This window comes from Bacillus sp. AFS059628 (assembly GCF_002571225.1).
Classification (GTDB): domain Bacteria; phylum Bacillota; class Bacilli; order Bacillales; family Bacillaceae_G; genus Bacillus_A.
The window spans coordinates 21775-46612 of sequence record NZ_NVEC01000023.1; the positions used below are offsets into that span (position 1 = coordinate 21775).

Genomic DNA, 24838 nt, shown 5'->3' on the forward strand with positions numbered 1-24838 from the left:
GAGAGGTAAAGTAAATGAAAAAACTATTTAGTATGCTATTAATCCTTGTATTCACATTTGCTATGATGCCTAGCACATTTGCAAATGCGGCTTCAAGAAGTACAGGTACGTTAACAATTCATAAGTATGAGCAAGAAAAAAATGGGACTCCAGGTGCGGAAGGTGACGGTTCTTCGAACCAAACAGTTCCTGCAGATGCAAAAGCATTACCAGGTGTAACATTTGAAATTAAGCAAATTGAATCATTTGAGAAAATCACAAATGATGGAACAATCGCAAAAGAAAGCGTAACACCAGTTACAACTGCAAAACCAATTCAAGTAACAACAGATGCAAATGGTCAAGCTGTATTCCCGGATCTACCATTAGGACGTTATGAAGTAAAAGAAATTGCTGGTCCAGCACATGTTAACTTAAATCCAAACACGTACACAGTTGATATCCCGATGACAGATAAAGAGGGTAAAGGCTTAAACTATGATGTTCATATGTATCCAAAGAATGAAATCAAACGTGGTGCTGTAGAATTAACTAAAACAGGTGCTGGCGATAAAGTATTAGCTGGTGCAGAATTCTCTGTATTTAAAGAAGATGGAACAGAAGTTCAAAAAGGATTAGTATCAGGTGCAGACGGTAAAATCCGTGTACAAGGTTTAGAGTATGGTAAGTATTACTTCCAAGAAACGAAAGCACCAACTGGATATGTGATTGATCCAACGAAACATGCGTTTTCGATTACAGAATCAGGTACAGTAAATGCGGATGGTACAATTACGTCTGGTGCTATCGTACCAGTAGCAATTAAAAACTTTGAAGAACCAACAATTGATAAAAAAATTAATGGGGATTCAGAAAATGCACCAATGAACCCAAATACAGAACATACTTATGATATTAAAACTTTAATTCCAGAGGATATTAAAGAGTACAAAAACTATGTAGTAAAAGACGTTCTAGATGATAAGTTAACAATTGTAGGAACACCAATCGTTAAAATTGATGGTGTAGAAGTAGATGCAAGTGTAGTAGAAGTAGTTGTAGACGGACAAAAAGTAACAGCGACAGTGAAAGACTTTACAAAATTAGATGGTAAAAAACAATTACATTTACAAATTGCAACAAAAATTAAAGAAGGTTTCCCAGCGGGAACACAAATTCAAAACAAAGCAACCATTGATTTCAAGAACAAAAATGATGTAACAGGGGAAAAAGAATCTAAACCTACAACGGTTACAGTAACAACAGGTAACATTGCTTTAACAAAAGTGGATGGTGCAGATAACAAAACGTTACAAGGTGCAGAGTTTGAATTACGTGACAAAGACGGTAAAGTAGTTGTAGTAGAAGGTAAAGAGGTAAAAGGTGTATCAGATGCAAATGGTGTCATCCAATGGAATAACATTCCTTACGGCAACTACCAAATCGTTGAAACAAAAGCACCAACGTATAAAAAAGAAGATGGAACAACAGGTTCTTACCAATTATTAAAAGATCCAATTGATGTAACAGTGGATGCAGATCACCAAGCAATTAAATTAAATGTTGAAAACAATAAGAGTGGTTGGGTTCTTCCAACAACAGGTGGTATGGGCACAGTGCTCTTCACTGTAGTAGGTCTATTACTAATGGCTGCAGCAGCATTTGTTTTCTTCAGAAAAAAAACAGTAAATAACTAATTCTTTACAATTTTATACTTATAGTAGTTACATGTGAAAAGAGGAGGGCCATTTGCTTCTCCTCTTTTCTATATCAGTATACGATAAAGGAGTCACTATGAAACGCAATATTATTTTTGGTTGTATTTTTGTATTAGGACTAGGGATTTTTTTATATCCAACAATCAGCAACTGGTTAGCAACTCGAACACATTACTCTCAGATTAGTTCTTATGATGCCAAAGTAAAGGCTCTTCAAAAGGAAGAATTAGAGCGTAGAGAAAAGGAAGCAAAGGAGTATAATAAGAACGTACAAAATTCTACTCAAACATTTGCAGATCCATTTGCAGAAAAAGAAAAGACTGGTGGAAAATCCTATGCGGATGCACTTAACATAGGAGATGTGATGGGATATGTGGAAATTCCTAAAATTAAGGTGAAACTACCTATCTATCAAGGAACTTCTGAGGAAGTATTAAGTCGGGGGGTAGGTTATTTAGATAAATCCTCCTTACCTGTGGGAGGAACAGGCACACATACGGTATTAACAGGACATCGAGGCCTACCTTCAGCAGTATTATTTACAGATTTAGATAAAATGAAAGAGTCAGACGTATTTTATATTCATTCTTTAGATAAGGTTCTTGCGTATCAAGTAGATCAAATTAAAGTGGTATTACCAAGTGAAACAGAGGATTTACTGGTTGTAAATAATCAGGATTACGCCACATTGCTGACTTGTACACCGTATGGAGTAAATACGCATCGATTATTAGTGAGAGGGCATCGGATCCCATATGAAGCAACAGGAAAAGAGAAACCAAGTGAAAATCTTTCAGAATCTCCTATTGTAGAAAATTGGGAGATCATTGCGGCAATCAGTATACTAATTATGAGTGTCTTCTTATTCCTAAAGAGAAGAAGAAAGAAAAAACTAGAAAGTAAATAGAGTTATAGTGTGTGGTGAAAATATGAAAAAGATGTTACTTAGTGCAACATTGTTTATTCTCGGATTTAGCATCTTTCTATATCCAACTGTTTCGAATTATATGAATCAACGTGTATACGAAACAGAAATAATTAATTATGAGAAGCGAGTAGGAAAGTTAAAAGATGAGGATTTACGTAATAAATTTAAAGTCATGCAAGCCTATAATGAGTCCTTAAAAGGATTATCTTTTTCTATGCAAGATCCTTTTAATAGTAATGATAAGAAAAATGAAGCCTTTGTAAATTTTATTAAGAAGAATGATGTACTAGGTACAGTCATCATTCCAAAAATTAATGAAGAACTTCCTATTTATTTAGGAGCAACTCAGGAACATCTTAGCATGGGAGTTGGGCAAATTGGTGGAACATCTTTTCCTTTAGGTGGACAAGATACGCATACGGTCTTAGCGGGCCATCGTGGTTATCATGGAGCTAAGATGTTTCGACATTTAGATCAATTACAGAAGGGTGATAGATTCTATATCCGTATTTTAGGAGAAGAATTAACCTATGAAGTAACAGGTCACGAAGTGATACTTCCTAGCCAAGTTGAAAAACTCGCTATTATAAAAGGAAAAGATAAGGCTACATTACTCACATGTGAACCTTATACTTCAAGTAAATATCGTTTACTCATTTATGGAGAAAGAGTAAATAATGAAATAAAAGAAAACAGTACAGAGAGCATGATTAAAATTAAGAAAAATCAAAAGCAAGATTTTGTAAAAACAATAAGTTTTATTGTTATAGGAATTTTAGTCATATTTATTGCTTTATTTGGTCTATTAAGAAGAAAGTAGCCTTTTCATTCATTAAAAATATAAGATAAAGAGGTTCTTTTCTTAAAAGGTTAAATTTTAGGAAAAGAGCTTCTTGATTTATAGTAAGCATTTATTTTTTAAAATTTCTATCATTCTGATTATCTGCCTTTTATCTTAAGTAGTACTTTAAAGTATACTTTTTTAAAAATTTATAGTAAAATTTTTCAGTAAAATTTCACATAGTATACATATTTGTATACTATGTGAAATTTATATATTTGTAATTAAAAGGAGGATAAGTATGAAAAAAATTGATATAGAGTACTTATGTAAGCTCGTCCATAACACATTTTATGTACCTGTATATTTTCTTTCGGGGGAAGGAGAAATATTACATTCTTTTACTTGCTATGATACATATAGCCCTTTTTATGCAAGCAGAGAAGAACATTTTCAGGCATTGTATCAAGAAAATGATCCTTACAATTTTCCGATTTTTAGGGGTAACCATTACTTAGAAAACTTTGTATTAATTCGGATTAAAAATCACGAAGGGATAAAAGGAACGATTGTCATCGGACCAACTACCTATCCAAAAGTAACAGATGAAATGGCAGGAAATCTTGTGAAAGCCTTTCATGCAAGTGAGAAGATACAGGAAGGCTTGTCTTACTATCAATCTCTACTTGAGATGAAAAAAATGACGTTACTTCATATAGGGATTTTCTTACATTACATGATTTTTCAAGAAAGATTAGATATTGATACCGTTTGGAAAAAAAATAAATTGTTAGAAGAGAAACCTTATAAAATGGTGAATCCAGATTTATATATTTCCAAACGTCGGCAAGATGATCCTAATAATTACAATATTGCTTTAGAACAGAAACTTTTTTCGCAAATAAAAGAAGGGAATAAAGAAAATGTGATTAAATATGCGTATTCTTTTCCTCAAGAAGATGCAGGAATCACATCTCAGGGAAACCAACTGAGAAATCAAAAGAATAATGGGATTATTGCTATTACGTTAGCTACAAGGTATGCGATTGCTGGAAATTTACCCTCAGATATTGCTTTTTCTCTTAGTATTTTATACATACAAACGCTTGAACAGTTAGACAATATGTATTCTGTTAATCGATTGATAGAAGATGCCTTATGTACGTTTGCAGATCGTGTAAAGGAATACAAAACAAAGAAGTATTCAAATACGATTACGACATGCTTAAACTACGTAAGCAATAATATCTACCATGAAATTTCACTAAATGAGCTTGCTGATTTTTTAGGAGTTAATCCAACCTATTTATCTAAATTATTTAAAAAAGAAGTAGGAATTCCTTTGAGCCTGTATATTCAAAAAGAACGAATAGAAGAAGCAAAAAAATTATTAACCTTAACTTCCTATACCTTAGCAGATATTTGTCTGTGGCTTAACTTTAATGATCAAAGTTACTTCACTAGAGTTTTTAAAAAAATAACGACAATGACACCAAAACAATATCGTGAAAAACACACTGTAATTTAAAAATATTATGTGACAAACATGTCCAACTTGGTCCATTAGGAATGAAAGTTTCATATAAAAATCTATATTTCTATGTGAAAGAATATGTGTTTATACATCTATTCATAGTATATAATGTAACTTCTTTTTACAAAGCCAATAGATGTACTAAAATCAACAAATTGCATGAATGCATCACAGATTTCGCGATACGGGAAAGCCCATACCGGACTTTTGTCCGCCTTTAGGCATGGGACGAAAGTATCGCTTTTTCATAAATATACATTTATGCTTTTTCTTTTTCCGGCAGAAGACTTCCTCCTCAATTGGTGAGTAGGTGTAATAGTACCAGTAAATAGGTAGAAGGTGAATGTCGTCTGGCGTAAGTTAAAATGCTTGATATTATATACCTCCACAGTTTCCTCTTTGAAAACTCAAGATATGGGGTTGCAGAAAAATTGTTCGAGTCGTAAAAGATACAGCGTTCTATTATCCAGGCTTGCCGAATTTACAAAAATCAAGCTAAAGTAGGAAGCTTGGTGTGTCAATGAACAAGAGATTTCCGTTCTCGCTGTAGGAATTCTACAGACAGAGCCAGCTAAGATAATGAGTGGTTATATCTAAGTCGTGAGCAGTTCATGAAATTAGCTTTGCTTTACATATCCAAGTTTGTGTTTGCTTTTTTTCATCATTTATAAGTTCAATACGAATTTCTAATTTAATTCCGATATCTAAAAATAAATCTCCTTTATAATAAATTTGAATATTTTTCTCCTTTTTTATCTTAGTATTTTTTAAGAATCCATACCTTCCAGAAAGACCATTAATAAAGTTTCTTATTACATCTTCTAACTTATAAATTGAACTATATTCTTTTTCAATATTCCATTGATCAATAACCACAGTATTTTTAGAATGATTCAAAATAATTTTTTTCAGTTGTTCTTCAGAATCCTTTTCTAAAAGTAATTTTTCAACATTTATATTTAAAATTCTCCAAGAATCTTCAAGTTCTAATTGTAGTTCTAAATCTTCTAAGCTACTAAAATACATATTTAAAAAGTGATGTCCATTCGTACCAATCAAAGCATATTTATCTTGAATTAAACAATCTATTGATAGTTTGGATACAATGTATATTCCAGTTAGTTTTTCACCAGAAAAAATTTGAATAATAGTACCTAATCTTATTTTATTTTCCATGAATTTCTCTTCCTTATTTAAAATTGAAATAGAATATTCACCTCCAATAATTTTTATCGTCTTCTGACAGAGTACTCTCTCCTCAAGCGTATGAAGAGCGTTAGCCCAACGGGAGGTGGGAGGTGAATTCAGTAGGCATAGCCTACTGAATTAGAAACCGGTTAGGTTTCTGTACTTAGGAATCTTCCGCTTCAAACAGTCCACAAGGATGTTAAGTGGTGAGTAGTTCAATAAAGTTTTGTACCGCTCCAATAATTCAACTACCTTAAATATTAAATACTTCTAAATTCACTACTATTTTGTTGATTATTAGAATTAATTAATTTTTTACCTTAATAATATCTCTATTAGGGTATTTATTTTTTTATCTTGTACACTGTAATAAACTTCGTATCCCTTTCGATTACTAGCTAGTATTTTTTGTGATTTCAATATAGCTAGATGTTGAGATGTGGTAGACTGTGGCCTTTCTAAAAAGTCTGCTATTTGATTTACAGTGCATGGACCTCTTTTATTAAGTTCTATTACTATTTTAATTCTTATTGAATGTGATATTGCCTTTAAAAGGTTAGCGTTTTCTTTATAAATAGACATTTAAATTTTTCTCCCTAACGTGTATTTCTATTAATGGTTGAATTAAAAATATATATAAGATTAATTATTTTATGAAAATTAATTGTGAAATCTTCCTGTTTTTATAAGTGAAATAATGCTTGTCATTTATCGATTTGAGGATAACAAAACATTGGTATTGTAAAGTAAAAGTAATGTTTAATAATTACTCCAGGGTATTTACTGATTCTCTTTGTATACAAAAGATATACCTTATACCTTAAAGAATTTATAATTTAACAATTATAAAATGTAAATATAAAAACTATTTTGTTATAAGGATAATGGATATTGCAATAAATTGATTGTAGTATTTTTGCAATTATTGTATTTATTTGAGGGCGGATATTCTTTTTTGTTTTCTTATGTAAATTATGTGACTCATTAACGGTTTATTTTGTAAACCTGGGATGAAACATAACTGTTTGATTGCAATTCCATTCTAAAATTTGAAATTGGAATTTCTTAATCAATTACGTGTTCAAAGATGTAGGGAAGATTTGAAATGCCTATAAAAGTGTACCTTTATAAAGAGTTTCGAGTTGTAGGTTAGTAACTAGAAATGAAACCAATTTTTTGTTGATTTATCACTTTAATTTTATTAACGAATAAAAAAGCCCTATACTTCATTGAAGTATAGGGAAGAGACAGAAATTAATCAGTTATTAATTTCGAATAGATACTTAAATCGATGAATTTTCCATTTGATTTTTCACTTTTTCTTAGCGTTCCTTCTAACGTGAATTTTAATTTTTTTAAAACACTTATGGAATTTAGATTCTCAGGTTCAACTTTTGCTTCAATGCGGTTTAGCTTTAAATTAGTAAATGCATAGTCTAATAAAGCGGAGATTGCTTCAGGTGCATATCCTTTGCCCCAGAATGCTTTTGAAATATCATAACCAATCTCAGTTTTAGAGTTTTCAAAATCTAAGAAATTATAACCACATGAACCAATGATTTGATTAGATTTTGCTTCGATAATAGTAAATCGGAGCGCTTTATTACTTTGAGCCATCTCGTTTAGAAATTTAATCATGTCTTTTGCTTGATCCTCAGTATTGAAATTAATAATATTCATGAATTTCGTAACATCTGGATCAGACCATATTTTAAATAAACTTAATGAATCGGATTCTTTTGTTTTTCTTAAATGTAATCTTTGTGTGTATAATTCTGTAATCAATACTTTTACCTCCATTATATTAGTGATGGGTAGATTAAAAATATTGATATCTGCGCATAATTCAGCCCTTTCTACTCTCAGTTATTATTTATTATACATGAGAGAAATAGAGAGAGGGAATTATGTGATTTTTTATATCTACTTTGTTTCTTAATTGTTTTTTCTATTTAATAGCACAAGTGATTTCATTAAAATGAAAGGGGAAAATCCTTAGCTTTACTTCAAGTATCAGTACGTGATTGATATTAGTAATAATAGAATAGTTAATTAAACTTTAGGGGAGGAACAATAATATGGCAAAAGTTCTAATGTTTAATTTTCCAGGAGAGGGACATATTAATCCGACAATTGCACTTATCGAAGAACTAATAAAAAGAGGCGAGGAAGTTATTTACTATTGCGTAGAAAAGTATAGAAGTAAAATAGAGAATACAGGAGCTGTATTTCGACCATATGAAAATTTCATATCACAAATAGACATGGTAAAAAGAATGAGTAGGCAAATGGATTCTCAAGAACTATTATTACACATGGTAAAATCCATGGATAAAATAATAGAGGTAATTTTAGAAGAAGTAAAAGAAGAAGAATACGATTATGTTATATATGATAATAATTTTGCTGTTGGATGGATCATAGCAGAAGTATTACAATTACCTAAAATTTCTTCATGTACAACATTTGCCGTTACTAAAAAGATGGCCTCTACTCTTATGAAAAATCATGGAGAAGAAAATAAAAAATCTCCTTCATATCAGGAAGTCATGTATATTTTAAAAAAATGGGAAGATATGTATGGTATTACCCTTAATGAAAGACAAAATGTAATGACATGCCCGGGGGATATTACAATTGTATATACATCAAAATTGTATCAACCAAATGTAGAGGAATTTGATGATTCTTATATATTTGTCGGGACTTCTATTGCACAGCGTAAAGATGTAGAGACTTTTTCCTTAGAACAGGAAAAGGGAAACGAGCTTATTTTTATTTCTATGGGAACAGTATTTAACGAACAACCTGACTTTTATTACACATGTTTTGAAGCATTTCGAGATAGCCCGGTTACTGTCATATTAGCTGTAGGAGAACAAAATGATATTAGTCAATTAGAAAATATCCCTTCTAATTTTAAGCTATATAATTACGTTCCTCAATTAGACATTCTACAAGATACTGATCTATTTATTACACACGGAGGAATGAATAGTTCTAGTGAAAGTTTGTATTTTGGTGTTCCTATGCTAGTTATTCCAGTTATGGGAGATCAGCCTATAGTTGCTCAAAGAATAGAAGAATTAGAAGCCGGAGTTCAGTTAAATCGAAATTTGCTTACTCCAGAAATATTACGTAATACAGCAATGCATGTGTTATCAAATGATATTTATACAAAAAATAGCCATAGAATTGGAAAATCTTTAAAAAATGCTGGAGGATATAATAAGGCAGTCGATGAAATTGAAAACTTTAAATTTAAAATGAATATTAAGTAAAACAAAACTACTGTGACTTTAAAAGTGAACTATGAAAATGATTTATATGGAGGGAACTAAAATGAAGATTTTAGAACAAAAATATCAAGAAACTAACTATCTACAATCTTATGAGAAAAGTCTAAAATTATGGCCAACTAGTTTTTTATCTTATTTTGTGGAAACATCTCAAGGAAAGACCCATATTATTGAAAGTGGTAATAAATTAGCACAACCTCTCGTATTACTCCATGGAGCGAAGATGAGTTCGACAATGTGGTATCCAAATATCTTACACTGGAGTAACCATTTTAGAATAATATGTATTGATATTTTAGGGGATAAAAATAAAAGTGTTCTCAAAAAAGGCTTTACAGATCGCTTAAGTTACGCACTATGGTTAAAAGAAGTACTACATACATTAGAAATTAATAACATAAACATTGTAGGGTTGTCATATGGTGCTTTGCATACTGTTAACTTCTTGACATTTTTTCCAGAGAAGGTAAATAAGGCTGTAATAATGAGTCCTGCAGCAACGTATATTCCTTTTCATCCTTTGTTTTTTTCCTATGCTTCAGGAATGATGAATAGTAGGGAAGGGGTCGAGAAATTTTTAGAGTGGATTTTTGATAATCGATACACTATTCATCCTTATATTCAAGAACAATTGATAGCAGGAATGATGTGGAATAATTCAGTGAAAAATGAAACTCCAACAGAGCAGGGATTTCCATATATTTTTACGAATCAAGAGTTAGCCAAAATTCAAACGCCAATGCTGTTAATGTTAGGAGAGAATGAAGTAATGTATAACCCAATAGAAGCTTTCAAATGTGCTGAAAATTCATCACCCAATCTAACTATAGAATTGGTGAAGAATGTAGGTCATTTAATGTCTTTAGAAAATCCTCAATATATAAATAGTCGTATAATTGAATTTTTAAATGAACGAAGCATCTCTAGTGCCTCATTACAGATGCTTCATTAGCCGTTTCACTTTTAAGAACTGTAATATTTAAACTAAAAAAGCAATCTTTTTATTGAATATGTGAATTTTTATCTGTCAATTACTTAATATTTTTCAATTAGCTAAAACAGTAAGGAGCTCAATTAATTGTGTAAACATGAAAATATTTACTAGTACTAACACTGTAGATATTGATTTATTTGTAAAATTAACAACCTTTTCGAAAAAAGTTTATTCAAAAAACTTTTCTAAAAACACACTTCAAAAGGTTCAGGATAATCTTTTGAATCATATATGAAATGTTGGAGAAGGGTCTTCCTTTAAGGTAATGCAACTTCTGTAATTCATATTCATAATATATATTATAATAGGATAAGAATGAGCGCATCTTACAAAAGGTAAAATGAGTCTAGTTCAGTAAATCTAAAAAATTTAGTCGCTTTATGTGTATGGGAGCTTCTATGAGAAAAGACACCTTAAGGTGCCTTTCTCCGACTTGAATTACTTTTATTTTAAACCACTAATATATCTTTAATCTTTCATATGATATTTTATCATTTATTTCAGCTAGTTGCATGAAACTGGTGAAAAATAGGTTATTTTTTGTAAATTCCTTTTCTCCATATCCACTCAATAGGACCATAGCGGAAATATTTACTCCAAATTTTGCTGAAAATAATTTGTACAAAGATAATGAAAACCCCGAAGATACATAGTTGCCAGTAATATACGTGTGAGACATCTTTAAAGTACAATGAAAGAATGACAAGAGTTAGTATACTTTGGCTAATGTAATTCGTTAAAGCATACTTGCCTACGTTCATAAAGGGGTGCAGCCGCTCTATATATTTTTTATTCTCACAAACCCTAAGTAGGGTACAAATATAGAATATAGCTAACGTTTTCCCTCCAAATAGAATCCATAGTTTAATATCCTGAGAGTAATAGACATCCGTTTTTATAAAATAGTAGATAATAGGACAAGAGAGAAGACATGAAATGCATAACGAACTCCACTGTAAAAATCTAATTTCCTTTATTAATTGCGGTATCCTCTTAAAAATATCTTTCTTACCAGCCCATAAACCGATTAAAAATAAGCCTATATATTCCGGAATTCCTATTAGTAGTTGTTGGAATTCCTCGGTCATTAGAAAGAACAGACGGGCTTTTATTTGATGTGAATAATGTGTAAATAGATTTACTGTTTGATTGGTAGTATTGCCTGTAAACATATATTGATAGTGATTTGGTACTGCAGAAATAGAAGAACTTGCTTGTATAAATAAAATAGCATGTAGTGTATAGCTAACAAGTAGAGAGATGCAGCCAACTAGAAAAATAAGCTTTGTAGATCGCTTATAAAAGAACAATAGGATAAAACCAGCTAAGGCATATGCGTGTAGAATATCTCCATACCATAGAAAGATAAAGTGGAATAAACCAAAGAGTAGCAAAATGCACAATCTACGGCTAAACAGCTTATAAATAGAATAGCCTTTTGCTTCCGCGTTTTTTATAAAGATATAAAATCCTACCCCAAATAAGAATGCAAAAATAGTATAGAACTTTGCTTGTATAAATAAATCTATTAAAAAACGAATCACTTTATCTGTACCGGAGTAACCGGCCTGGTTAAAGGGATCTAGTCCCGTCATAGTAGGTAGATTAGCAAATAGGATACATAGTATGGCTATACCCCTTATTATGTCTAAAGAATAAATGCGGGCGTTTTGTTGCATGTAAATTCTCCTTTCTTACAAAGAAAAACGAGCACTATATTAAATAGCGCTCGAATTACGTCTCGCAAAGAATCCGTCATATGTAGCAGCTGACACTGCCCCTTCTAGGCGTTCAACTTCTTCGCCTCTATTGTAAGCTACAACAACTGGAGTACCAGGAATGTCGAACTCTTGAAAGGCACTTTGATTTTCTGGTGTAGAGATATCAATGCGATAGATGGTTCTATCATGCTTTTTGGACATACTATTGATATCTGGTGCAGCCTTTTTACAATAATGGCAGGTTGGTTGATAGTAATACGCAATAAATTCTTCATGGGATTGTATCTTTTGCTTTAATTCCTCTTTTGAAATATCTTTTATATTTTTTGGTGCACTTTCTGCATCTACAGCAGATACAATTGTTTTTTCAGGTGTTACTATTTCTGTTTTGACTGATTCATTTTTAGTTAAAGTAAAGATCGTGATACCAATAACACATAGAGTTGTTATAACTGCTCCGATTTTGTAGATTTTTTTCATAGTAAATTCCTCCTTAAAGTAAAAAAAGGACAAACCTCGCCCGAGTTAACAGGGCGTAAGGTTTGTCCTTCACGCTACGTACAATAGAGTATAAACAATGGAAACAAATTTTCTATCTATATTTTAACATAGAATCCATATAAAATACTATACAAATTTTAGGGTGCAAAGCAAAAAATAACAAGACATATTTAAAATTTCACGTACCGAATGATTATTAAAAAATCATACAAAAACCAAAGACCTATGGTTTTTAAGCTTCTTAATTACTGTTATTATTTGTTTGGTTCTGAAACGCCCAAGAATTATGAGTATGTGTAAGATCATATTCTTCATATAGAGGTCTCGACGCATCGTCCAAGCTAAGGTTTTGGAGTACCTTATAAGGGTACGGAAACGATTCTCGGTATGAGGAGTCAATCAGGGGTTTAATTACAAATCAAAAAAGAACTTTATTCAAGTTCTTTTAATCTACGATACAGAGTGGTCTGACTCACACTTGTAATTTGGCATATTTCTTTAACAGTTTTATTGGTATGCTTTCGCAATTCAATCGCATGATTCATACCTGGGTGCTTATCCGTATATTTCTTCAATCTTCCTCTATACAACAAGAAGTTTCTGATGTTACTACTTCTTTTTGTATAGAGGATGCAGAAGAGCAACATGAAGATTCCTTTTCTGGTTAGGTTCACAACAAGAAGCAGAAGAGGTATTCACTGTTTTCGCAGTATCAGTGTTACTACTACAACATGAATCTTTCTTAGCGATTGGAACAATTGGAATCTCTTTTTTAGAGGAACAACATGAGTTTGTTTCTTTTGTTTTTTCTATTTCCACAGTATCTTTGTCACTACTACAACAGGAAGTCTCCTCAGTAGCAACGGGAACAATCGAAAGTTCTTTTTTGAAGAGAAACATGATGAATCTTCCTTTCGTATTCCTTCTTTAGGAGAAGTTGATGAAGATTCACTGTGAGAAGAAATTTGACAGCAACTCGTTTGTTTTTCTTTCTTTTTTATCTGTCATGACAACTCTCTCCCTTTTGAGATAAGCATGCATCGTTTTTATCACATGATGCTACCTCGTTTTGAACTATATGAAATACAACGTCAAACATTGTAAGTAACTGTTCGATTTGTGCATTTCGTAAAGAATAGTAGACATACTTTCCTTCTTGTCTTCCAAGAATAATGCCATATCCTTTTAAACAGTTCAGGTATTGAGATATGTTTGACTGATTTCCGTTGATGATTTCTACAATTTCAGATACCGTTTTTTCCCCATCCATCATACATTGAAGAATCTGAAGCCTTGTTTTATCAGCAAAGCCACGGATAAATTTGGCTTTTATATCTAAAGTATTTGTATTGCACAATTGTATTCACTCCAATCGCATTAATAATTACTAATATGTGTGTCAAAATAAATTAAAAAAGTCTGAAAAATATCGTTTTCTCAATTTTCATCTATGAAGTGCTAAGGATAAATTGAATAAAAATTCCTTGACGTAGAAAAAGGGAATGTTATAATTAACGAAAACATATGAACATATGAACAATCGTTCATATGTAAAACTTGAAAAGTAGGTAATGGGGGTGAATGCGTGTTAGACGTTATTGTAATTGGTGCTGGGCAAGCTGGATTAAGTATGGGCTATTACTTGAAAAAAGAAGGCTACGATTTTGTAATACTAGAGAGAGAAAAGAGAATTGGAGATTCGTGGAGAAACAGGTATGACTCTTTGGTTCTATTTACACCTAAATCTTATAGTTCATTGCCAGGTATGAAATTAAAAGGAGATAAAAATGCGTTTCCTACAAAAGATGAAATTGCAGATTATCTTGAAATATATACTGTTCATTTTTCGTTACCAGTACAGTTGGAAACGACTGTACATAAAGTACAAAAAACAGAAAGTACATTTAAAGTATCTACCGATAAAGGAGTATTTCTTTCTAGGCATGTTATCATCGCATCTGGTGCTTTTCAGAAACCATTTATTCCTTCAATTTCTCAACACCTCTCACAAGAGGTATTTCAAATTCATTCTTCTCAATATCAATCACCAAAGAAAATGCCAGGTGGTCCTGTCCTTGTAATAGGAGGAGGAAACTCTGGTACACAAATTGCGACTGAACTTGCAGAGAGTCGAGATGTAACGATTGCTATTAGCCATTCATTTAAATTTTTGCCAATGAAAATTATGGGAAAAAGCATATTTCATTGGTTAGAAAGGATTGGTCTCTTATATGCAGGAACTGATACAAAACGTGGATTATGGTTTCGGAAACAAAGTGATCCTATTTTTGGTTTTGAATTTAAAAAATTAATTCATAATGGAAATATTGAAGTCAAATCAAGAGTGACACAAACACGTGAAAGAGAAGTAACTTTTGACGATTACAGTACGATAAATGTACAAAATATTATTTGGGCAACAGGTTTTACTCCTGACTACAAATGGATAGATATAGAAGGGGTTTTAGATGAAAAAGGTTTTCCTATTCATAACAGAGGTGTCAGTCCAATCAAAGGATTATATTATATTGGATTACCGTGGCAACATCAAAGAGGATCAGCACTTATTTGTGGAGTAGGAAGAGATGCCAAATTTTTATATTCGGTTATAAAAAGTGTTTTTTAAATAATGATATTCATAAATCTGGATATTTATTTATTAATAAAAAAGGAAAGAAAAAATTGTTAAAATTATTTGTCCAGTTCAAGCAGAAAAATCTACACTTATAAAAATAAAAAAATGGTTATTTACTTTATAGCATTGAATTTAGTGGCCACATATACTGGCTATTAAGTTATATGTAAAGGGGGACTACTGTATTGGGTAGATGATAAGTATGATAATGAAGTGCCGATTCATGAAACAGCTGTTAAAATCTCTTATGACGTTTGAATATATTGCTTTCATACAATTTTTAAATAGATTTCTCAATCTTTAAATATAATATGTGCAGGTGGTGAGACAAAAATGAGCAGGGATGAAGAACTTAAATGTTCAAACGAAATTAATAATGCTATTGATTTTGACTTTTATAAAACATTATTTGATCCTGTTAGAATTGAAATTATTAGATATTTAGCTGTTTATGGAGTGAAATAGACTAACAGATAGACTAATGCTTATATCTGGAAAGGTAGGCAATACAGATTCTATGAGACCACTTGAAGTCACGGTTATAAATCATAGCGATATTGTACCTTAACTATAATAGATCGAGATAGAAAAAAAAGGGGGTATTATATGAAATTAACAATACTTGTCGATAATAATACATTCATTGATCGCTACTTCTTCGGAGAACCAGCACTTTCTTTTTTTATTGAAGATGATAATAAACGGATTTTATTTGATACTGGATACTCTGATGCTTTTATAAAAAATGCAGAGAAGATGAGAATTGATCTAAGGGACTTAGATTGGGTTGCTTTATCACACGGACATGTCGATCATACATGGGGACTCACGCATTTAATTAGGTTGCATATGGAAGCAAAAGGTGAGCACATAATACATAATACGCCTACAATCATTGGTCATCCTTTAGTTTTTGAAAGTAAATTACTGGATCCAGTAGGTGAGATAGGAAGTATCTTATCTTACAATAAATTAAACAGACATTTCCCTATTCGCTTATCTAAACAATCATTTTGGCTGACTGATAAATTAGTGTTTTTAGGTGAAATTAAAAGGAAATTTGATTTTGAAGGTAAAGAAGTTATGGGGAAAGTTTCTACTACAAAAGAAGAATTTGACGATTATGTTTTTGATGATACTGCATTAGTATATAAATCATCTGAAGGGCTAGTTATTATAGTAGGATGTGCTCATTCTGGAATATGTAACATTATTGAATATGCTAAAGAAGTATGTGATGAAGAAAGAATAGTAGATATCATAGGAGGATTTCACTTATTGAATCCATCAAATTTTCAATTAGAGAACACTGTAAAGTATATAAAAGAAATTAGACCCAATAAGCTTCACGCCTCTCATTGTACAGATTTACATTCTAAGATAGCTCTATCCACAGTTACTAATATAGAGGAAGTGGGAGTGGGGTTACAACTAGAGTATTTCTAGTTCAATTATATAGGTCCCTAGAACGATAATTATGTAAATGAGCCGTCCATATGGAGTACGGTAACCATTTCTTCTTTTTGGAGCCACTCACAAAAGGGTTCTGGTGCAAATAAATAATAAATTAAACCAAAAGCGAGAATTCTCACCGAAATCTTTTTTATGCCGTTAATCCAAACAGTTGATTGATAAAGATATTCTGATTTTGGACAGACTGATTCTGCAAATCAATCTACTTTTTTAATCATATGCATCGCTTCTACACCACTTAAGATAGACACGGCCGTTTGGAATGATTTGAACCCAAACATAGAGTGTATCCGTCTTTTAATAAAACGATAATCTTGTTCCACAATGTTATTTAAATATTTGAGTTGCCTCGTTTGGATGCCTGCAGGCATCTTTTTTTCTTTCTTCAATGTTTCAATAGCGACTGGATAAGCTGGATTTTTGTCAACTGTAATTACACGGGGTTTAGAAACATGAAGAGACTGCAAAGCTTTCTTAAAGACAAGCTTTGCAGTCTTATGATTTCTGGCCTTACTCAGATAAAAGTCAATCGTGTTTCCTTCAGAATCAACGGCACGATATAAATACATTCCAATGTCCTTTTACTTTTATATACGTTTTGTCAACCCTCCATGAATCGTTTGTTTGCTTAAGATGACGTCGGATACGCTTATCCAACTCAGGCCCATATTGATGAACCCAACGCATAATGGTTGTATGGGCTAATGATAATCCTCTTTCTCCCATCATTTCCACCATTTCCACCAAATCGCGAAAACTGAGGTTGTACCGCAAGTACCAACGTACAGCTAATAGAATGATAGCTGGCTGATAATGTTTCCACTTGAATGTCTGTTCTTTTTGCATACTGATCACACACCTTTTATAGAATAATCGTATCAGTATGTCCAATGTTTAGAGATTATTTGCAAGCATCTTCATTTTTTGCACCAGAACCACATTTTATACAGACCATGGAAGTGATTTTACGTCCAACCATTTGGAGCAAGTAGAGGTCCCACCAACATAACGCGAATTTCGTACGCTAAGGAATTTTTCATTTAAAAAACTTGATTTTTCCGTACGTTAGGAAGGTTCCATAAACGGTATTTGCTGTTTTGTAGGATACTTTATTTTGGGTAATGAGTTTTGGAACTAAATTTCAAACATATTTCAGTCAGTTTTGATAAATATAAATAAAGTTCCTTAAACGACGAGTTTTGGAACGCATATTGGGTTTAAGAAATATTGACAGGATGCTTTTTTTGATAAAATGCGCTTTTTTAATTTTGTTCCACAATCGGGCCAGATTGTGGAGTAAATAACAAGTGCGCCTTTAGTTTTCTGAAAATTGCTATTTAACAGTCATGCATTCTTCAATCATGCTAACTCCTGTTAATAGTCGATTGGTTGTGAAGGGGGGAACAATACTTATTTTAATTGAATACTTTAATTCACAAGTCAATTTTGATTGTTCTGTTATTTTTAATATATTTTTTAAAGAAAAAGGTTGAAACTATACACTATTGTCGTTATAATCAATAACATAAACGACAATGGTGTATAGTTTTTATGTACCCTTTTGTCAATCATTATGGAGGAGTGTTTATGGCACCAATAGTTAGCGAAGAATATAAAAAAGAGAGAAAGAGAGAGTTGATAGAAGCAGCCAAGAAGGTGTTTATTGAGAAAGGATTTGTTCGTACATCTATGCAAGATATCATGGACAAAGCTGGAATATCTAGAGGTGCATTGTATAGTTATTTCGACAATATTGATCACGTGTTCATCGAAGTCTTAAAATATGATGACCAAAAAGACAATCAATTTTTTGTGCCATCTGATAAAAGTCCTCTATGGCCGCAATTAAAAAACTGGATTGAAGAACAGCAAATTTATATTGAGACAATTGACCAAACATTGCTCTATGCAAAGGCAGAATTCTTCTTATCATATAATTACGCAAATAATAAAGATAATTTCCCCTACATTTCTGAGCGTTATAATCGAACTACTGAAGCTATAGAAGAAGTATTAAATGAAGGTATGCGTAAAGGTGAATTCAGAACGCAACAATCTACTCGTTCTATTGCGAGATATATCCTATCATTTATAAACGGTTTAATGTTGGACACGTTTCAATTGGGACATGAACAAACAGAAGTCAAGAATCAGTTATCCATCTTACTTTTCTCTTTAGAAAGATTAATTAATCCAAAACATGTAAAATAGGAGTGAATTTTATGTTGTTTGAATCATCAAGAATGAGACTTAGAAAAATGACAAAGGAAGATACAGAACTATATCACAAATGGAGAAATGATGTGGAAGTTATGCATTCCACCAACCCATCTTTAGATGTTTATCCGATGGAAGAGACTAAAGAATTTGTAGATCACGTTATTTTGGATTCACATACAGCCAAAAGCTACATCATGACTGAAAAAGGAAATGAAATACCAATTGGTATTGTATCATTAATCAACATTGATAATAAAAATAGAAATGCTGAATTTATTATTGACATCGGTGAAAAGGAATATTGGGGAAAAGGTTATGGTTCAGAAGGGGTGAAATTACTGTTGGATTACGTTTTTTACGAAATGAATCTACATCGAGTTTCACTTAGAGTATTTTCATTTAATAACAGAGCTATTAATTTGTACACTAAAATTGGTTTTCAACAAGAAGGAAACAGTAGACAAAGTTTATTTAGAAATGGTGAATGGCATGACATCATTCATATGGGAATCTTGCAAAATGAATACTTTGGAAATAAAGTGAAAATGTGAAAATAATTCTTTGTAGGGTGGGGTTATATGGAAGTACAAAGAAATGACAAGTAATTTAGTGTTATTCCTATTATGATATCTTTATTGCTGGCAGGATTTATAGGTTTATTTTTCGAGACAGCCCTAAATATGGCTTTCAGTGATTTAATGCAGGTGTTTCAGATAAATGCATCTACCGTTCAGTGGTTAACAACGGGTTACCTTTTAACCATTGGCGTTTTAGTACTTATTTCGGCACTTCTAATCCAATGGTTTTCTACAAGAAAGTTATTTATAACTTCAGTAGTATTTTCTATTTTAGGTTCAATATGTGCTGCAATTGCTCCAAGCTTTAGTTTGTTATTAATAGGGAGAATGCTTCAAGCAATTGGTACAGGAATACTCCTTCCGTTAATATATAATGTTGTTTTAGTAGTTATTCCTCCCAAAAAGCGGGGGACGTCTATGGGGTTAATGGAATTGGTAATGATGACATCCCTTGCACTTGGACCTACAATTTCTGGGCTAGTGATTGAAACCCTAAGTTATCATTGATTATTTTGGTTAGCGATTCCCTTCTATGTAATTGCTCTTTTGTTTAGTGTGTTTTATATGAAAAATGGTTTTACAATAACACCAAGCCAAAAATCGATATATTGTCTATACTTCTATCTACAGTTGGATTTTTGGGAATAATATATGGTTTTGGTAGTGTAGGGCAAAGTGAAAGTACATCAATTGCAATAGTGAGTTTAATTAACGGTATTTTATCACTGATTCTATTCTCTATAAGGCAGTTTTCTATTAAATCTCCTATTGTCAATTTGAAGGCTTTAAAACAGCCGATGTTTGCATTAGGTACTCTGACAGTGATGGCTACTATTATCAGGCTAATCTGCTTTTACCTATTTATCTTCAAGAGGGTATGGGCTTTACCGCCTTGATAGCAGGGCTAATTTTACTCCCAGGCGGGATTTTGAATGGGATCATGTCTCCTATTAATGGCCGATTATTTGATAGATTTGGTCCAAGGTGGTTAGTGATTCCTGGTTTTTTCATAGCCTTTGTTGTACTTTGAATTTTCTCCAATGTTGATTCAGGTACATCAATTGAAGTAATAATCAAACTGTATATGTGTTTGATTATTACTTCAATGGTTATGATGCCAGCGCAAACTAATGGATTAAATCAATTGAATGCAGAACTATATCCTCATGGTTCTGCGATAATAAATACAATGCAACAAGTGGCAGGCGCCATTGGTACGGCAACAGCTACAACAATGATGACAATAGGACAACAAAATTATTTATCTGGCATCACCAATCCGACAAGCCCTGAAAATATAGTGGCTTCTTTCACTCAAGGAGTACAAAATGCTTTTATATTTGCTATGGCGGTGTCGCTTATTGGATTAGTTTTAGCATTCTTTATCAAACGTGTAAAAGTTGAAGACAAAATCCAAAAATGTATTTAAAGTAACATCGGCTTAAATTGAATAACGATCTTCAACAATCGGGCGCTTTAATAGAGTAAAATAACTCCTAAAGTGACACATAAGATGGATCAAGCTATCCGGTTTGTAGGAACAAATCAAAAAAAGAGTCTCCCTTTTTGAAGGGACTTTTTAGTTATGTGGAAATTAACTTAACCCCAAGATAACATCTCTTGAAAGGGAGTATTTTTATGTTATTCAGGTTTATTGAGGAGTTTTCGTTTGAAGCAACTTTAACCCCATACCAATAAAAATCAGTCCTGTTATCTTATTTAGAATCATTCCTACCTTTTGGTTTCCTCTTAATTTTTTTGTGACATATGAAGAGAAATAAGCAACAAACAAACACCACAATAGTCCAGTCACTGTAAAAGTAAGTCCTAAAATGATAAAAGGCATAGGACCTGAAGCCTTTGTATCTATAAATTGCGGAAGAAATGCAATAAAGAATAAGGAGACTTTTGGATTCGTAAGACTTGTTAAAAGTCCTTGTAAATATATCTTTCTAATGTCCAATTTATTGAAGGAGGCTTGGAAAGCTACATTTGTCTTATCAAGTATCATTTTAATCCCTAAATATACAAGATAGATAACACCTATAACCTTAATGGTGTTAAATAACACAACGGATTTTGTAAGTATAATAGATAAACCAAAAGCAACCAATAACGTATGAACTAAAGAACCAGTAATAATACCAAAAACAGAATACACACCTGCTTTTCTACCTTGTGAAATACTTCTCCCCACAATATACATGGTGTCTGCGCCAGGAATTAGATTTAATAAAATCCCTGTTAGTAAAAACACTTCATAATTAATAATACTGTACATTTTAGCACCCCTATCTATTTTTTTTGCAACCTTATTAATATTAAATAAAAGAAAAAGAATAATATTTTTTATTTATTCAATAAAATCAGTGGTTTTTTGATTTATAGCCATTAACACTGAATATGCCTTCTTTTTGTTTGTAAAGAATCCCTCCATAAATAGTTTTTATTTTCATACATTATAAGATATTACTTAACTCATAAATTTGCATAAAATTATCGGTTTTAAAGGCTAATATCGCAAAATTATTTTTCAAAATAACTCATATACTTGCAGAAAGTTTATTTTTAAAGCATAAAATTCAATTGAAAATATTGTTCCCCCTGTTTAAAAATAAATAAGTTATTTTATAAAATCTAAGAACACTCCGTTTCCTACTTGTGCAACAAACGGGCCAGATTATTGAGAAAAAAACAAGTCACTTCAAATTTTCTGAATATTATGGGAGGATGTAAATACTGTGAACACTGTATATTTATTGTTTAATTGATCTTATAATAAAAAAAGCGCGTAAATTGAATGGAAAGGAGCAATAACATGATTACAAATCAACAATTAGTAATAAACAATTTGGAAGAAAAATTAAAAGTATTTACTCATGCAGTTAGTGGAGAACTTACAAAAGAGGAAGATTTCATCATAGCAAATACAGAAATTCCTACTGATACATTCAATGTAGTAGTGCCGCAATCTCCAAATATCAAAAATACAGTTAAGATTAGACATGGAATCGATAATTTTTCGCATAAAAAATATCCTTTTAGTATTTGGATTGATGCTCAGTATTTAACTGAGGATTGGACAAAACTTATGCAAGAATATGATCTAAAAGAAGCGGAACGTAATGTAATGATGAAACTTGAAAATACTCTTAATGTTGGTCAAAGAATTTCCCATCAACTTATGATTACTAATGTGAAAAATAATGAAGACCTTTTAAAATATATAGATGTATTCATGAGCTTATTTGAGGGGACGCCAGAAAAAGATGCATTAGAAAGTTATTTTAATAAGTTTTCACAAGTAAAATTAGGTTCAGAAGTTCAAATGTTTATTGGATGCATAGATGAAATGCCTGTAACTACTGGTTTATTAATAGAAAGCAAAGATAGTTATGGTATTTATGATGTGATGACAAAAGAAACATTTAGAGGTAAAGGAATTGGTAGTGAAATGTTTCAATTTCTTCTAACTCAAACAAAGAATAAACAAAAACCAGTTGTATTACAGGCTTCAGATGATGGAAAAAATATCTATAAGCGATTTGGATTTATAGATGTCGGAGAAATGGTTGTATTTGAATAAGGGGTTTTCTTATTTAGCTATAGGGCGGGATTGTTGTGCAACATAGATAGGAAATGATCCAACTTTTTATAAAAGAATAAACCAATTGAAAATATTAAGTGCGTGTTTTGAGCAATCTTTTTTTAAAAATACGCTTTTTCTTTTTGTGTATCAAGGTTATTTGCTTAATTTGACAAACTTTATTCTAAAACAACATTAATGGTTCTGTTGCAAAGTTTCTTAACAGACAAAAAGGTAAGCTATGTACAATTAAATTTTATACAATAGCAAGTAATTGTTGTAATTCATTGTACGTTGAAAAAACGAAATTTGGTCGCAAACTTCGTTTTCGTTTATATATAGCATGAATTGTTTCGATTCCTTTCAATGTACGTGAAGCATGGCGAAGACTTTGAAATCCTGCGGATTTAGCTAGCCGTCGCTTTATTTTTCTATGATCCTGTTCGATGAGATTATTCAAATGTTTGAGTGTACAATGTATTGTATGCTTATAAAAGCCTTGTTCTTTCAATTAAGTGTACCCCTCTTTATCAATCGCACGATAAAGGTAGCACCATTCTCCTTTGAATTTAATATAGGTCTCATCCAATTTCCAAGATTGTTTCGCATGCTTATTTTTCTTCTTCCAAATCTGATAAATCAAAGTCCTGTACTCATAAACCCAGCGCATAATCGTTGTATGATGAACAGAAATATCACGTTCTTTTAAAATTTCAGAGACATCACGATAGCTTAAAGAAAAATGACAATAGTAGCCGACGGCTACTAAAATAATATTTTTCTTGAACTGTTCCCCTTTAAAATATCGCATTTGTGATTTTCCTTACTCTTTTTTCTAGAGTGTAGTCTCGTTTAGAAAACTTTGCAACAGAACCGTCTTAACTGTCTAACCTAGATATAAGTAATTTCACATATTTTCAAATTATGACACGAAAAATGTAAGAGTATGGTTTATAATAAGTGTTACACTCACATATGGAGGAACAAATAAATGGATAAGGTAGATAAAACACGTGATCTTATTATTCAAACTTCCGTTGCCTTATTTAATAAAAAAGGCTACAGTCAAACTTCTATTCAAGATATTATGAATGCATCAGGGTTACCTAAAGGTGCAATATATAGACGATTTGAAAATAAGAACGAAATTGCTCTTGCTGCATTTGAATACTCATTGAGTATTATTTGGATGCACTTTTTAGAAGGAACGAAATCTAAAGTTATGGTGATAGATAAGATAATAGCTATATTTCATGTTTATCAAGATGCTATTAATAGTCCACCTGTTGCTGGAGGCTGTCCTTTGCTTAATACAGCAATAGAAACTGACTATGGTTTTCCAGAACTTCATGATAAAGCTGCTGAGGCACTTAATCAAATTATACTTTTTATACAATCTATCATTGATGAGGGGATTTGTTCAAAAGAATTTCTTCCGGATTTGGATTCCTATTCTTTAGCATCTTTTTTATTTTCTACTTTTGAAGGATCTGTTATGGCAAGTCGTTTATCTTTAAATAATGAACATATGCATCATAGTATTAAGCAAATAAAAATAATTTTACAATCCTACTCTGCTAAGAACTAAGAGAATAATAATAAATTCCTCTTGGTTCTTTATCATTATGTTCACTAAAATGTGATAAATACATGATGGCAAATAAATAATAATCATGTATAATATATTATGCAGACCAGACGGT

The 24838-nt window shown here is 31.7% G+C and carries 21 protein-coding genes and 5 pseudogenes; 15 read left to right on the forward strand and 11 right to left on the reverse strand.

Going from position 1 to position 24838, the window contains the following annotated elements:
* Positions 1 to 14: 14 nt before the first annotated feature.
* From COL05_RS09160 to COL05_RS09175, 4 genes are all read left to right on the forward strand, one after another.
* Positions 15 to 1676 (forward strand): SpaH/EbpB family LPXTG-anchored major pilin, encoded by a 1662-nt coding sequence (locus COL05_RS09160; protein WP_098668378.1) that lies wholly within the window; start codon positions 15 to 17, stop codon positions 1674 to 1676.
* Positions 1677 to 1773: 97 nt separating this feature from the next.
* The gene (locus COL05_RS09165) at positions 1774 to 2604 is read left to right on the forward strand and encodes a class C sortase (protein WP_098668379.1); all 831 of its coding nucleotides are present in this window, start codon (positions 1774 to 1776) and stop codon (positions 2602 to 2604) included.
* A gap of 22 nt (positions 2605 to 2626) precedes the next feature.
* Positions 2627 to 3445 carry a class C sortase gene (locus COL05_RS09170; protein ID WP_098668380.1) on the forward strand — a complete coding sequence of 273 codons (819 nt, stop codon included), beginning with the start codon at positions 2627 to 2629 and terminating at the stop codon, positions 3443 to 3445.
* A 262-nt stretch (positions 3446 to 3707) separates the two neighbouring features.
* Positions 3708 to 4934, forward strand: coding sequence for a helix-turn-helix domain-containing protein (locus COL05_RS09175; RefSeq protein WP_098668381.1), 1227 nt, complete (start codon positions 3708 to 3710; stop codon positions 4932 to 4934).
* Positions 4935 to 5549: 615 nt separating this feature from the next.
* Here the strand turns inward: COL05_RS09175 and COL05_RS09180 are convergent.
* The 3 genes from COL05_RS09180 to COL05_RS09190 all read right to left on the reverse strand — a co-directional run bounded on the left by COL05_RS09180 (position 5550) and on the right by COL05_RS09190 (position 7913).
* Positions 5550 to 6116: a hypothetical protein gene (locus tag COL05_RS09180; RefSeq protein WP_098668382.1), complete on the reverse strand. Its 567-nt coding sequence runs from the start codon at positions 6114 to 6116 to the stop codon at positions 5550 to 5552.
* 327 nt (positions 6117 to 6443) lie between these two features.
* Entirely contained in the window at positions 6444 to 6710 is a 267-nt protein-coding gene (locus COL05_RS09185; protein ID WP_098668383.1) for an ArsR/SmtB family transcription factor, read from the reverse strand.
* Positions 6711 to 7382: 672 nt separating this feature from the next.
* Positions 7383 to 7913, reverse strand: coding sequence for a GNAT family N-acetyltransferase (locus tag COL05_RS09190; protein ID WP_098668384.1), 531 nt, complete (start codon positions 7911 to 7913; stop codon positions 7383 to 7385).
* Between the two features lie 293 nt (positions 7914 to 8206).
* Between COL05_RS09190 and COL05_RS09195 the strand changes: the two genes are divergently transcribed.
* Both COL05_RS09195 and COL05_RS09200 read left to right on the forward strand, forming a co-directional pair.
* Positions 8207 to 9409 carry a macrolide family glycosyltransferase gene (locus tag COL05_RS09195; RefSeq protein WP_098668385.1) on the forward strand — a complete coding sequence of 401 codons (1203 nt, stop codon included), beginning with the start codon at positions 8207 to 8209 and terminating at the stop codon, positions 9407 to 9409.
* Positions 9410 to 9470: 61 nt separating this feature from the next.
* A complete protein-coding gene (locus COL05_RS09200; RefSeq protein ID WP_098668386.1) occupies positions 9471 to 10379 on the forward strand; it encodes an alpha/beta fold hydrolase in 909 nt (302 codons plus the stop codon).
* A gap of 575 nt (positions 10380 to 10954) precedes the next feature.
* On the opposite strand, the gene COL05_RS09205 is transcribed toward COL05_RS09200, so the two are convergent.
* The 5 genes and pseudogenes from COL05_RS09205 to COL05_RS09225 form a co-directional block, all read right to left on the reverse strand.
* A complete protein-coding gene (locus COL05_RS09205) occupies positions 10955 to 12100 on the reverse strand; it encodes a DUF418 domain-containing protein (RefSeq protein WP_098668387.1) in 1146 nt (381 codons plus the stop codon).
* A 39-nt stretch (positions 12101 to 12139) separates the two neighbouring features.
* On the reverse strand, positions 12140 to 12622 hold the full coding sequence (locus COL05_RS09210; protein ID WP_098668388.1) for a thioredoxin family protein: 483 nt from the start codon (positions 12620 to 12622) through the stop codon (positions 12140 to 12142).
* Positions 12623 to 13074: 452 nt separating this feature from the next.
* The gene (locus COL05_RS32165) at positions 13075 to 13290 is read right to left on the reverse strand and encodes a helix-turn-helix domain-containing protein (protein ID WP_306475309.1); all 216 of its coding nucleotides are present in this window, start codon (positions 13288 to 13290) and stop codon (positions 13075 to 13077) included.
* Positions 13230 to 13638: pseudogene (locus COL05_RS32275) on the reverse strand (heavy metal translocating P-type ATPase); the annotation flags it as partial. The pseudogene COL05_RS32275 and the gene COL05_RS32165, both read right to left, overlap by 61 nt.
* A gap of 2 nt (positions 13639 to 13640) precedes the next feature.
* The gene (locus COL05_RS09225) at positions 13641 to 14000 is read right to left on the reverse strand and encodes an ArsR/SmtB family transcription factor (RefSeq protein WP_098668390.1); all 360 of its coding nucleotides are present in this window, start codon (positions 13998 to 14000) and stop codon (positions 13641 to 13643) included.
* A 228-nt stretch (positions 14001 to 14228) separates the two neighbouring features.
* Here COL05_RS09225 and COL05_RS09230 point away from each other — a divergent pair, with 228 nt between their 5' ends.
* The 4 genes and pseudogenes from COL05_RS09230 (at position 14229) to COL05_RS09240 (ending at position 16724) form a co-directional block, all read left to right on the forward strand.
* Entirely contained in the window at positions 14229 to 15269 is a 1041-nt protein-coding gene (locus COL05_RS09230; protein ID WP_098668391.1) for a flavin-containing monooxygenase, read from the forward strand.
* A gap of 342 nt (positions 15270 to 15611) precedes the next feature.
* On the forward strand, positions 15612 to 15743 hold the full coding sequence (locus COL05_RS31805; RefSeq protein ID WP_257152550.1) for a hypothetical protein: 132 nt from the start codon (positions 15612 to 15614) through the stop codon (positions 15741 to 15743).
* Position 15744: 1 nt separating this feature from the next.
* Positions 15745 to 15843 (forward strand): annotated as a pseudogene (locus COL05_RS09235) (aminoglycoside nucleotidyltransferase ANT(9)); the annotation flags it as partial.
* A 41-nt stretch (positions 15844 to 15884) separates the two neighbouring features.
* Positions 15885 to 16724, forward strand: a complete 840-nt coding sequence (locus tag COL05_RS09240; RefSeq protein ID WP_098668392.1) for an MBL fold metallo-hydrolase — start codon at positions 15885 to 15887, stop codon at positions 16722 to 16724.
* 157 nt (positions 16725 to 16881) lie between these two features.
* Here COL05_RS09240 and COL05_RS09245 read toward each other — a convergent pair.
* Positions 16882 to 17597, reverse strand: a pseudogene (locus tag COL05_RS09245) (IS6 family transposase).
* 741 nt (positions 17598 to 18338) lie between these two features.
* Between COL05_RS09245 and COL05_RS09250 the strand changes: the two are divergent.
* The 3 genes and pseudogenes from COL05_RS09250 to COL05_RS09260 all read left to right on the forward strand — a co-directional run bounded on the left by COL05_RS09250 (position 18339) and on the right by COL05_RS09260 (position 20978).
* Positions 18339 to 18962, forward strand: coding sequence for a TetR/AcrR family transcriptional regulator (locus COL05_RS09250; protein WP_098668393.1), 624 nt, complete (start codon positions 18339 to 18341; stop codon positions 18960 to 18962).
* Positions 18963 to 18973: 11 nt separating this feature from the next.
* Positions 18974 to 19522 (forward strand): GNAT family N-acetyltransferase, encoded by a 549-nt coding sequence (locus COL05_RS09255; protein WP_098668394.1) that lies wholly within the window; start codon positions 18974 to 18976, stop codon positions 19520 to 19522.
* 72 nt (positions 19523 to 19594) lie between these two features.
* Positions 19595 to 20978, forward strand: a pseudogene (locus COL05_RS09260) (DHA2 family efflux MFS transporter permease subunit).
* A gap of 222 nt (positions 20979 to 21200) precedes the next feature.
* Here COL05_RS09260 and COL05_RS09265 read toward each other — a convergent pair.
* Positions 21201 to 21830, reverse strand: a complete 630-nt coding sequence (locus COL05_RS09265) for a LysE family translocator (RefSeq protein WP_098668395.1) — start codon at positions 21828 to 21830, stop codon at positions 21201 to 21203.
* A 537-nt stretch (positions 21831 to 22367) separates the two neighbouring features.
* On the opposite strand from COL05_RS09265, the gene COL05_RS09270 reads away from it, so the two are divergent.
* Positions 22368 to 23135 (forward strand): GNAT family N-acetyltransferase, encoded by a 768-nt coding sequence (locus tag COL05_RS09270; protein WP_098668396.1) that lies wholly within the window; start codon positions 22368 to 22370, stop codon positions 23133 to 23135.
* A gap of 256 nt (positions 23136 to 23391) precedes the next feature.
* Here the strand turns inward: COL05_RS09270 and COL05_RS09275 are convergent.
* Positions 23392 to 23946 (reverse strand): annotated as a pseudogene (locus COL05_RS09275) (IS6 family transposase).
* A 180-nt stretch (positions 23947 to 24126) separates the two neighbouring features.
* On the opposite strand from COL05_RS09275, the gene COL05_RS09280 reads away from it, so the two are divergent.
* A complete protein-coding gene (locus COL05_RS09280; protein ID WP_098668397.1) occupies positions 24127 to 24723 on the forward strand; it encodes a TetR/AcrR family transcriptional regulator in 597 nt (198 codons plus the stop codon).
* Positions 24724 to 24838 lie beyond the last annotated feature (115 nt).

What these genes read in the sequence shown, in the direction of transcription:
- COL05_RS09160 (WP_098668378.1), top strand. Translation starts at nt 15, where the DNA reads ATGAAAAAACTATTTAGTATGCTATTAATCCTTGTATTCACATTTGCT.
- COL05_RS09165 (WP_098668379.1), top strand. Translation starts at nt 1,774, where the DNA reads ATGAAACGCAATATTATTTTTGGTTGTATTTTTGTATTAGGACTAGGG.
- COL05_RS09170 (WP_098668380.1), top strand. Translation starts at nt 2,627, where the DNA reads ATGAAAAAGATGTTACTTAGTGCAACATTGTTTATTCTCGGATTTAGC.
- COL05_RS09175 (WP_098668381.1), top strand. Translation starts at nt 3,708, where the DNA reads ATGAAAAAAATTGATATAGAGTACTTATGTAAGCTCGTCCATAACACA.
- COL05_RS09180 (WP_098668382.1), bottom strand. Translation starts at nt 6,116, where the DNA reads ATGGAAAATAAAATAAGATTAGGTACTATTATTCAAATTTTTTCTGGT.
- COL05_RS09185 (WP_098668383.1), bottom strand. Translation starts at nt 6,710, where the DNA reads ATGTCTATTTATAAAGAAAACGCTAACCTTTTAAAGGCAATATCACAT.
- COL05_RS09195 (WP_098668385.1), top strand. Translation starts at nt 8,207, where the DNA reads ATGGCAAAAGTTCTAATGTTTAATTTTCCAGGAGAGGGACATATTAAT.
- COL05_RS09200 (WP_098668386.1), top strand. Translation starts at nt 9,471, where the DNA reads ATGAAGATTTTAGAACAAAAATATCAAGAAACTAACTATCTACAATCT.
- COL05_RS09205 (WP_098668387.1), bottom strand. Translation starts at nt 12,100, where the DNA reads ATGCAACAAAACGCCCGCATTTATTCTTTAGACATAATAAGGGGTATA.
- COL05_RS09210 (WP_098668388.1), bottom strand. Translation starts at nt 12,622, where the DNA reads ATGAAAAAAATCTACAAAATCGGAGCAGTTATAACAACTCTATGTGTT.
- COL05_RS32165 (WP_306475309.1), bottom strand. Translation starts at nt 13,290, where the DNA reads ATGTTGCTCTTCTGCATCCTCTATACAAAAAGAAGTAGTAACATCAGA.
- COL05_RS31805 (WP_257152550.1), top strand. Translation starts at nt 15,612, where the DNA reads ATGAGCAGGGATGAAGAACTTAAATGTTCAAACGAAATTAATAATGCT.
- COL05_RS09240 (WP_098668392.1), top strand. Translation starts at nt 15,885, where the DNA reads ATGAAATTAACAATACTTGTCGATAATAATACATTCATTGATCGCTAC.
- COL05_RS09250 (WP_098668393.1), top strand. Translation starts at nt 18,339, where the DNA reads ATGGCACCAATAGTTAGCGAAGAATATAAAAAAGAGAGAAAGAGAGAG.
- COL05_RS09255 (WP_098668394.1), top strand. Translation starts at nt 18,974, where the DNA reads ATGTTGTTTGAATCATCAAGAATGAGACTTAGAAAAATGACAAAGGAA.
- COL05_RS09265 (WP_098668395.1), bottom strand. Translation starts at nt 21,830, where the DNA reads ATGTACAGTATTATTAATTATGAAGTGTTTTTACTAACAGGGATTTTA.
- COL05_RS09270 (WP_098668396.1), top strand. Translation starts at nt 22,368, where the DNA reads ATGATTACAAATCAACAATTAGTAATAAACAATTTGGAAGAAAAATTA.
- COL05_RS09280 (WP_098668397.1), top strand. Translation starts at nt 24,127, where the DNA reads ATGGATAAGGTAGATAAAACACGTGATCTTATTATTCAAACTTCCGTT.